This is a genomic window from Asanoa sp. NPDC050611 (genome assembly GCF_040654855.1).
Taxonomy (GTDB): Bacteria; Actinomycetota; Actinomycetes; order Mycobacteriales; family Micromonosporaceae; genus Asanoa.
This window is the reverse complement of the sequence record NZ_JBFAIU010000372.1, coordinates 1-6,969: the sequence shown is the minus strand read 5'-3', so window position 1 is coordinate 6,969 and position 6,969 is coordinate 1. Positions and strand designations below refer to the sequence as shown.

The window sequence follows — 6,969 nt, the reverse complement described above, 5'->3', positions numbered from 1 at the left end:
ACATCCCCGCGGGTTTCCGGTGGTGGTACGACCCGAACGGGGTCCAGATCGCGTACCCGGCCGGTTGGGAGATGCTGCGCGAGACGTCGGACGCCTCGGCACCCCGCCGAAGCCGATCGACCGCCCGATCGCGAAGGAGGCGACGGTACGCCAGGCCCTCGAGTACTCGATCGACCGCAAGGCCCTCGTGGACGCCGTCTTCAACGGGATCCCCTCGCCGGCCTGCAGCCCGATCTCGCCGGCGAGCGTGTTCTCGTCGGAGGAGGCCCAGAAGTGCCGTGAGCACGACCCCGCCAAGGCCAAGCAGCTGCTCGAGCAGGCCGGCGTGGCCACGCCGTACACCGTGAAGATGTTGGTGTCGAACGCCCCCGACACGCTGCGCCTCGCGCAGGCCCTCCAGGCGATGGTCAAGGAGGGTGGCTTCAACATCGAGATCAGCCCGGTCGAGTACTCGTCGCTCCTCGACGAGCAGGACCGCGGCAACTTCGAGATCCTCCAGCTCGGCTGGAGCGGCCGCATCGACCCCGACGCGAACATGGTCAACTTCGTGGGCACCGGCGGCAGCCAGAACGTCGCCGGCAGCAGCAACACGCAGTTGGACGCCGTGCTCGACCAGGCGCGCCAGTCGAGCAACCTCGACGAGCGCAAGAAGCTCTACGGTCAGGCGGTCACCCTGCTGCAGCAGGACAACCCGCTGATCTACCTCTACCGCCAGGCCAACCTGACGGCTTTCTCCAACAAGGTCAAGGGCGTCCAGGTCTTCCCCGACGGCGTCATCCGGGCGGCCTTCGCCGGGTTCGCCAAGTAGGCAGTCCGGTGGCCAGGTACCTGCTGACCCGCGCGTGGCACTCCGCGCTGACCCTGGTCTTGGCGTCGGTGGTGGTGTTCCTCGGCATCCGCGCGCTGCCGGGGGACCCCGCGCTCGCGCTGGCCGGCGAGGACCGGTCGCCCGAGGCGCTGGCGGCCATCCGCGCGGAGTACGGGCTGGACCGTCCGGTGGCGGTCCAGTTCGGACAGTACGTGGAGCGGGCCGCCCAGGGCGACTTCGGCAGCTCGATCCGCACGGGCCTGCCGGTGTCCGACATGATCCGCACCGCGCTGCCGGTCACGATCGAGCTGTCCGTGCTGGCCATCCTCATCGCCGCGGCGCTGGGGGTCGGTGCCGGGGTGGTCGCGGCCGTGCGCCGCGGCCGCCCGGCCGAGTGGGCGGCCAACGCGCTGGCCCTGATCGGCCTGTCGGTCCCCCACTTCTGGCTCGGCCTGCTCGCGATCCTCTACCTGTCGGTGGCGACGGGACTGTTTCCGGCCTCCGGCTTCGTCCCGTTCTTCGAGGACCCCGTGGACAACCTGCACCACATCATCCTGCCCGCGGTGATCCTCGGGACCGGCCTGGCGGCGATCATCATGCGCCAGACGCGGTCGGCGATGCTCGACTCGCTGTCGGCCGACTACGTGCGTACCGCCAAGGCCAAAGGTCTTTCGCCGCGAGCCGTGATCGGCCGGCACGCGTTGCGCAACAGCCTCATCGTGGTCGTCACGATCGTCGGCCTCCAGCTCGGTGGCCTCATCTCCGGCGCGGTCGTGACCGAGCAGATCTTCGGCCTGCCGGGCTTCGGCAAGATGACGATCGACGCGGTGTTCCAACGCGACTATCCGGTGATCCAGGCCGTGGTCCTGCTGACCGCGACGGCGTACATCGTGATCAACTTCCTGGTCGATCTGTTGTATTCGCTCATCGACCCACGCATCCGGGTGGCGGGTGACGCGGCATGACCGTCCTCAGTGTTCCCGAGGCCGAGACCGGCCCGGTCAGCCTCACCGGGCGCACGCGCGTCCTGCGGCGGCTGCGGCGCAACCCGCTCGCGATCGTGAGCTTCGCGGTGCTCGCGATCGCCGTGGTGGTCGCCGTGCTCGCACCGTGGATCGCGCCGTACTCGGTGGAGCAGACCGACTTCGGCAACATCTTCTCTCCACCGGGTACGCCCGGGCACGTGCTCGGCACCGACGACCTGGGCCGCGACGTGCTGTCCCGCATCATGCTCGGCGCCCGCGCGTCCCTCGAGGTGGGCTTCCTCGCCGTGCTCACCTCGCTGGTCATCGGTGTGCCGCTGGGTCTGGCCGCGGGCTACTTCCGCGCGCTGGACGCGGTCATCGGCCGGTTCACCGACCTGCTGCTGGCCTTTCCGTTCCTCATCCTCGCGGTGGGGCTCGCGGCCATCCGGGGCGCCAGCCTCGGCAACGCGGCCGTGGCGATCGGCATCGCGCAGATCCCGGGCGTCATCCGGGTCATCCGCTCCGACACGCTGCGCCTCAAGTCGCTGGACTTCGTCGCGGCGGCCGTGGTCGACGGCGCCAGCGACCTGTGGGTCCTGGCCAGACACATCCTGCCCAACGCGACCTCGGTGATCCTGGTGCAGGCCACGGTGGCGCTGCCTGCCGCGATCCTGGGTGAGGCGGTGCTGTCGTTCCTCGGCCTCGGCATCCAGCCACCGTCGCCGAGCCTCGGCACGATGCTGGCGACGGCCCAGCAGTTCGCCTCGCGGGCGCCGTGGGCGGCGACCTTCCCCGGCGTCGCGATCATGGTGCTGGCGTTGACGTTCAACGTGTTCGGCGACGCCCTGCGGGACGCGCTCGACCCGAAGGGTGACCGGTGATGGCGGTCGACGTCGCGGCACGCACCGCGATCCTCGAGGTGGCCGACCTCTCGGTCTCGTTCGTCACCGAGGGCGGCAAGGTGTCCGCGGTCGACCACGTGAGCCTCGACCTGGCCGCCGGCGAGATCGTCGGCGTCGTCGGCGAGTCCGGCTGCGGCAAGAGCGTCACGGCGATGAGCCTCGCGGGCCTGCTCCCCCGCAGCGCGCGGGTCTCCGGCTCCGCGCGCCTGCGCGGCACCGAGCTGATCGGTGCGCCGGAGAGTGCGCTGCGCCGGGTTCGCGGCAAGGAGATCGCGTACATCTTCCAGGAGCCGATGACGTCGCTGAACCCGGTGCTCACCGTCGGGCGCCAGATCGGCGAGGTGCTCCAGGTGCACGAGCGGCTCTCCCGCAAGCAGGCCCGGGAGCGGGCGGTCGAGCTGTTGTCGCTGGTCGGCATCCCGTCGGCGGCGAGGCGGGTCGACAACTATCCGCACCAGCTCTCCGGCGGCATGCGGCAGCGCGTGATGATCGCGATGGCGGTGGCCTGCAACCCGACGGTGCTGGTCGCCGACGAGCCGACGACCGCGCTCGACGTCACCGTGCAGGCCGGCATCCTGGAGGTGCTGCGCGACCTGCGCGACCGGCTCGGTACGAGCATCCTCATCATCACCCACGACCTGGGCGTGATCGCCGACATCGCGGACCGCGTGGTCGTCATGTACGCCGGGCGCGTCGTCGAGCGGGCACCGGTGACGGAGCTGTTCGCCCATCCGCACCACCACTACACCAACGGGTTGCTGAACGCCTCCCCCACACCCGGCCGGCACGCCGGCACCGAGCGGTTGCAGGAGATCCCCGGTCTCGTGCCGGTCCTCGCGAGCCAGCCGGACGCCTGCACGTTCGCCGACCGTTGCCCGGCCGCCGACGAGAAGTGCCGCGGCGCGGCCCCACCGCTCGCAGCCGTCCGCGCGCCCGGTCATCTCGTCGCGTGCTGGCACCCTGTCGCGGAGGCGGCCCGATGACGAACGCGCTCGAGATCGAAGACCTGACGATGCACTTCGGGCCGGTTCGCGCGGTCGACGGCGTCTCGCTGACGATCCCGCGGGGCGGCGTCACGGCCCTGGTCGGCGAGAGCGGCTCCGGGAAGTCGACGGTCGGCCGGTGCGTCGTGCGGCTGCTGAAGCCGACCAGCGGCGTCGTCCGCATCGGCGGCGTCGACGTCACCCGGCTCACGCGCCGCCAGCTGCGCCCGCACCGGGCCGAGGTGTCCATCGTCTTCCAGGACCCGGCCGGCTCGCTGGACCCGCGCATGCTCGTCGGCGACGTGGTGGCCGAACCGCTGCGCCTGTCCCGCGAACCGGTCTCCCGGCGGCAGCGGCAGGAGCGGGTGGCGGAGGCGCTCGGCCGGGTGGGCCTGCGCGCGGAGGTGGCCCGCCGGTATCCCCACGAGCTGTCCGGCGGCCAGCGCCAGCGGGTCAGCATCGCCCGCGCCCTGATCTCCTCGCCGTCCCTGCTGATCGCCGACGAGCCGACCAGCGCGCTCGACGTGTCCGTGCAGGCGTCCGTGCTCAACCTGCTCGCGGACCTGCAGCGCGACATCGGGTTCGCCTGCCTGTTCATCACGCACAACCTGTCGGCGGTGGAATATCTCGCCGACGAGATCGCCGTCATGTACCTCGGCCAGCTCATGGAGAAAGGCACGCGGGAGCAGATCTTCGCGCGCCCGGCCCACCCGTACACCCAGGCGTTGCTCGCGGCCGCACCGGTGGCGGACCCGGTGCGGCAACGGGCCCGGACGCCGGTCCTGCTCGGCGACGACCTGCCCTCCGCGCTCGACCCGCCCTCGGGCTGCCGGTTCCGCACGCGGTGCCCGCTCGCGTTCGACAAGTGCGCGACGGACGTGCCGCCGCAGGTCCCGATCGGCAGCGGTGAAGCGGCCTGCCACCTCGTCTCGGCGGACGGGACACGACCGGACGTGCGCGCATGACGTTCACGACCAGGCCGACGCTGCAGGGGACGTTCGGGATGGTGTCGTCGACGCACTGGCTGGCGAGCCAGTCGGCGATGCGGATGCTCGAGCTCGGTGGCAACGCCTTCGACGCGGCGGTCACCGCGGGCTTCGTGCTGCACGTCGTCGAGCCGCACCTGAACGGGCCGGGCGGCGAGGTGCCGGCCATCATCGCCCTGGCGACCGACCCACGGCGGCGCGTCCTGTGTGGACAAGGTCCGGCTCCCGCCGGCGCCACCATCGGGCACTTCCGTTCCCTCGGTCTCGCGTTGGTCCCCGGCTCCGGTCCACTCGCCGCGACGGTGCCGGGGGCCGTCGACGCCTGGCTGCTGCTGCTGCGCGACCACGGCACGCTGTCGCTGCGGGAGGTGCTGACACCCGCCATCGAGTACGCGAACGCCGGGCACCCCTTGGTCGCCCGGGCCTGGGACACCGTGGCGTCGGTGCGCTCGCTGTTCGAGGAGCACTGGCCCACGTCGGCGGCGCTCTGGCTGCGGCCGTCGGGCGGGTTGTTCACCAACCCGGCGTACGGGGGCACGTTGGAGAGGCTGGTCGCGCTCGCGGAGGCGGCCGGGCCTGACCGCGCGGCCCAGGTCGAGGCGGCCCGACATGTGTGGCGCGAGGGGTTCGTCGCCGAGGCGATCGACCGGTTCTCGCGGTTGGCGTTCCGGGACTCGAGCGGGCGGGCGCATCCCGGTCTGGTGACCGGCGCCGACCTGGCCGCGTATTCGGCGACCTGGGAGTCGCCGGTGACGCTCGACTGGCAGGGCTACAGCGTGGCGAAGACCGGGCCGTGGGGCCAGGGTCCGGTGCTGCTGCAGTCACTGTCTATTTTGGATGCGGTTGGCGCTCCTCCTGACCCGTCGACCGCGCGGGGCATCCACGTTTCCGCCGAGGCGCTGAAGCTGGCGTTCGCGGATCGCGAGGCCTGGTACGGCGACACGGGCGACGTACCCATGCAGGCGCTGTTGTCGTCGTCGTACGCGGTGTCGAGGGCGGCCTTGATCTCGGACTCGGCGGCCGGCGACCTGCGGCCTGGGCAACCCGACGGAGTGCGGCCACGCCTGCCGTCCTTCGTCTCCCGGGACGCTTCCTCGGTGCCTGACCCGACGACGGGCGAGCCGACGGTGCGGCCGTCCGGCGTCACGCGCGGCGACACCTGCCACGTCGACGTCGTGGACCGCTGGGGCAACATGATCTCGGCCACGCCGAGCGGAGGTTGGCTGCAAAGCTCGCCGACGATTCCCGAGCTGGGTTTCCCGCTCGGCAGCCGGCTGCAGATGTTCTGGTTGGAAGAGGGGCTGCCGTCGTCGCTGGCACCGGGCCGCCGGCCGCGCACGACGCTGAGCCCGACGATGGTGCACCGCGACGGACGGCCGGTGCTGGCCTGCGGGACGCCGGGGGGCGACCAGCAGGACCAGTGGCAGCTCCTATTCCTGCTGCGCCATCTGGCCGGGGGGCAGTCGCTCCAGGAGGCGATCGACGCGCCGATGTGGCACACGACGAGCTTCCCGGCGTCGTTCCATCCGCGCGAGTCGGAGCCCGGGGTGCTGGTGGTGGAGGACCGCCTCGATCCGTCGGTGCTGGACTCGTTGGCCGCGCTGGGCCACCGCGTCCGGCGCTCCGGGCCGTGGAGCCTGGGGCGGATGTGCGCGGTGACCCGCGATCCGGACACCGGCGTGGTCGCCGCGGGCGCGAACCCGCGCGGCATGCAGGGCTACGCCTGCGGCCGTTAGGGCCTGTCGTCACCCGACGTGGTCTGGTGGGCGGCCGTGGATGCCGCGCCCACGTGCTCCAAGGCGACCACCTCCGCCAGTCCGCCGTCGCCGGACTCGATGGCGTCGACCAGTTTGATGTGTTCGTCCCACGAGTGGGGTGCGCGTATCTCGGCCGTCAGTTGGAACACCCATTGCACGTGCAGGTAGAGGGCCTTCGCTATCGAGGCCAGCCACGGGTTGCCGGAGATCTCGAGGATCTGCAGGTGCAGGGCGCTGTTCAGTTCCGCGACGCGGCGCAGGTCCTGGTGCTCCGTGGCCAGGCGGGCCTGCTCCAGCACCGACCGCAGGCTGTTGACGTCGCCCGGCGTCGCCCGCTCGGCGGCGAGGCGGGCGGCCAACGGTTCGAGGCGCTCGCGTACCGCGAAGATGTCGTGGATCGTCGCACTGCTCGGGGATGCGACCACCGCTCCCCGGCGCGGAAGGATCACCACGAAACCCTCGGCCTCCGCGACACGCAAGGCCTCGCGACAGCGATCGGGATGTTGATGTAGAACACCCACGGCCAGCTGAGGTACTCGGTGATGACGCCGCCGAGAAACACGCCGGC

General features: G+C 71.6%; 7 protein-coding genes. 6 read left to right on the top strand and 1 reads right to left on the bottom strand.

Features of this window, described 5'->3' with window-relative positions; translation table 11 throughout:
• The 6 genes from AB0H87_RS35380 to AB0H87_RS35355 all read left to right on the top strand — a co-directional run.
• Positions 1–808 (top strand): ABC transporter substrate-binding protein (locus AB0H87_RS35380; protein ID WP_360155969.1); only part of this gene is annotated, 808 nt, incomplete at its 5' end.
• 8 nt (positions 809–816) lie between these two features.
• The gene (locus tag AB0H87_RS35375) at positions 817–1,773 is read left to right on the top strand and encodes an ABC transporter permease (protein ID WP_360155966.1); all 957 of its coding nucleotides are present in this window, start codon (positions 817–819) and stop codon (positions 1,771–1,773) included.
• Positions 1,770–2,654 carry an ABC transporter permease gene (locus AB0H87_RS35370; protein WP_360155963.1) on the top strand — a complete coding sequence of 295 codons (885 nt, stop codon included), beginning with the start codon at positions 1,770–1,772 and terminating at the stop codon, positions 2,652–2,654. The genes AB0H87_RS35375 and AB0H87_RS35370 overlap by 4 nt, the downstream gene beginning before the upstream one ends.
• A complete protein-coding gene (locus tag AB0H87_RS35365) occupies positions 2,654–3,658 on the top strand; it encodes an ABC transporter ATP-binding protein (protein WP_360155960.1) in 1,005 nt (334 codons plus the stop codon). Before AB0H87_RS35370 ends, AB0H87_RS35365 begins: the two co-directional genes overlap by 1 nt.
• Entirely contained in the window at positions 3,655–4,623 is a 969-nt protein-coding gene (locus AB0H87_RS35360) for an oligopeptide/dipeptide ABC transporter ATP-binding protein (RefSeq protein WP_360155957.1), read from the top strand. Before AB0H87_RS35365 ends, AB0H87_RS35360 begins: the two co-directional genes overlap by 4 nt.
• Entirely contained in the window at positions 4,620–6,380 is a 1,761-nt protein-coding gene (locus AB0H87_RS35355) for a gamma-glutamyltransferase family protein (protein WP_360155954.1), read from the top strand. The genes AB0H87_RS35360 and AB0H87_RS35355 overlap by 4 nt, the downstream gene beginning before the upstream one ends.
• On the opposite strand, the gene AB0H87_RS35350 is transcribed toward AB0H87_RS35355, so the two are convergent.
• Positions 6,377–6,850: a GntR family transcriptional regulator gene (locus AB0H87_RS35350; RefSeq protein WP_360155951.1), complete on the bottom strand. Its 474-nt coding sequence runs from the start codon at positions 6,848–6,850 to the stop codon at positions 6,377–6,379. The two genes, AB0H87_RS35355 and AB0H87_RS35350, sit on opposite strands and share 4 nt — an antisense overlap.
• Positions 6,851–6,969: the final 119 nt, after the last annotated feature.

Coding starts and splice junctions, on each gene's coding strand:
- AB0H87_RS35370 (WP_360155963.1), top strand. CDS start 1,770: ATGACCGTCCTCAGTGTTCCCGAGGCCGAGACCGGCCCGGTCAGCCTC.
- AB0H87_RS35365 (WP_360155960.1), top strand. CDS start 2,654: ATGGCGGTCGACGTCGCGGCACGCACCGCGATCCTCGAGGTGGCCGAC.
- AB0H87_RS35360 (WP_360155957.1), top strand. CDS start 3,655: ATGACGAACGCGCTCGAGATCGAAGACCTGACGATGCACTTCGGGCCG.
- AB0H87_RS35355 (WP_360155954.1), top strand. CDS start 4,620: ATGACGTTCACGACCAGGCCGACGCTGCAGGGGACGTTCGGGATGGTG.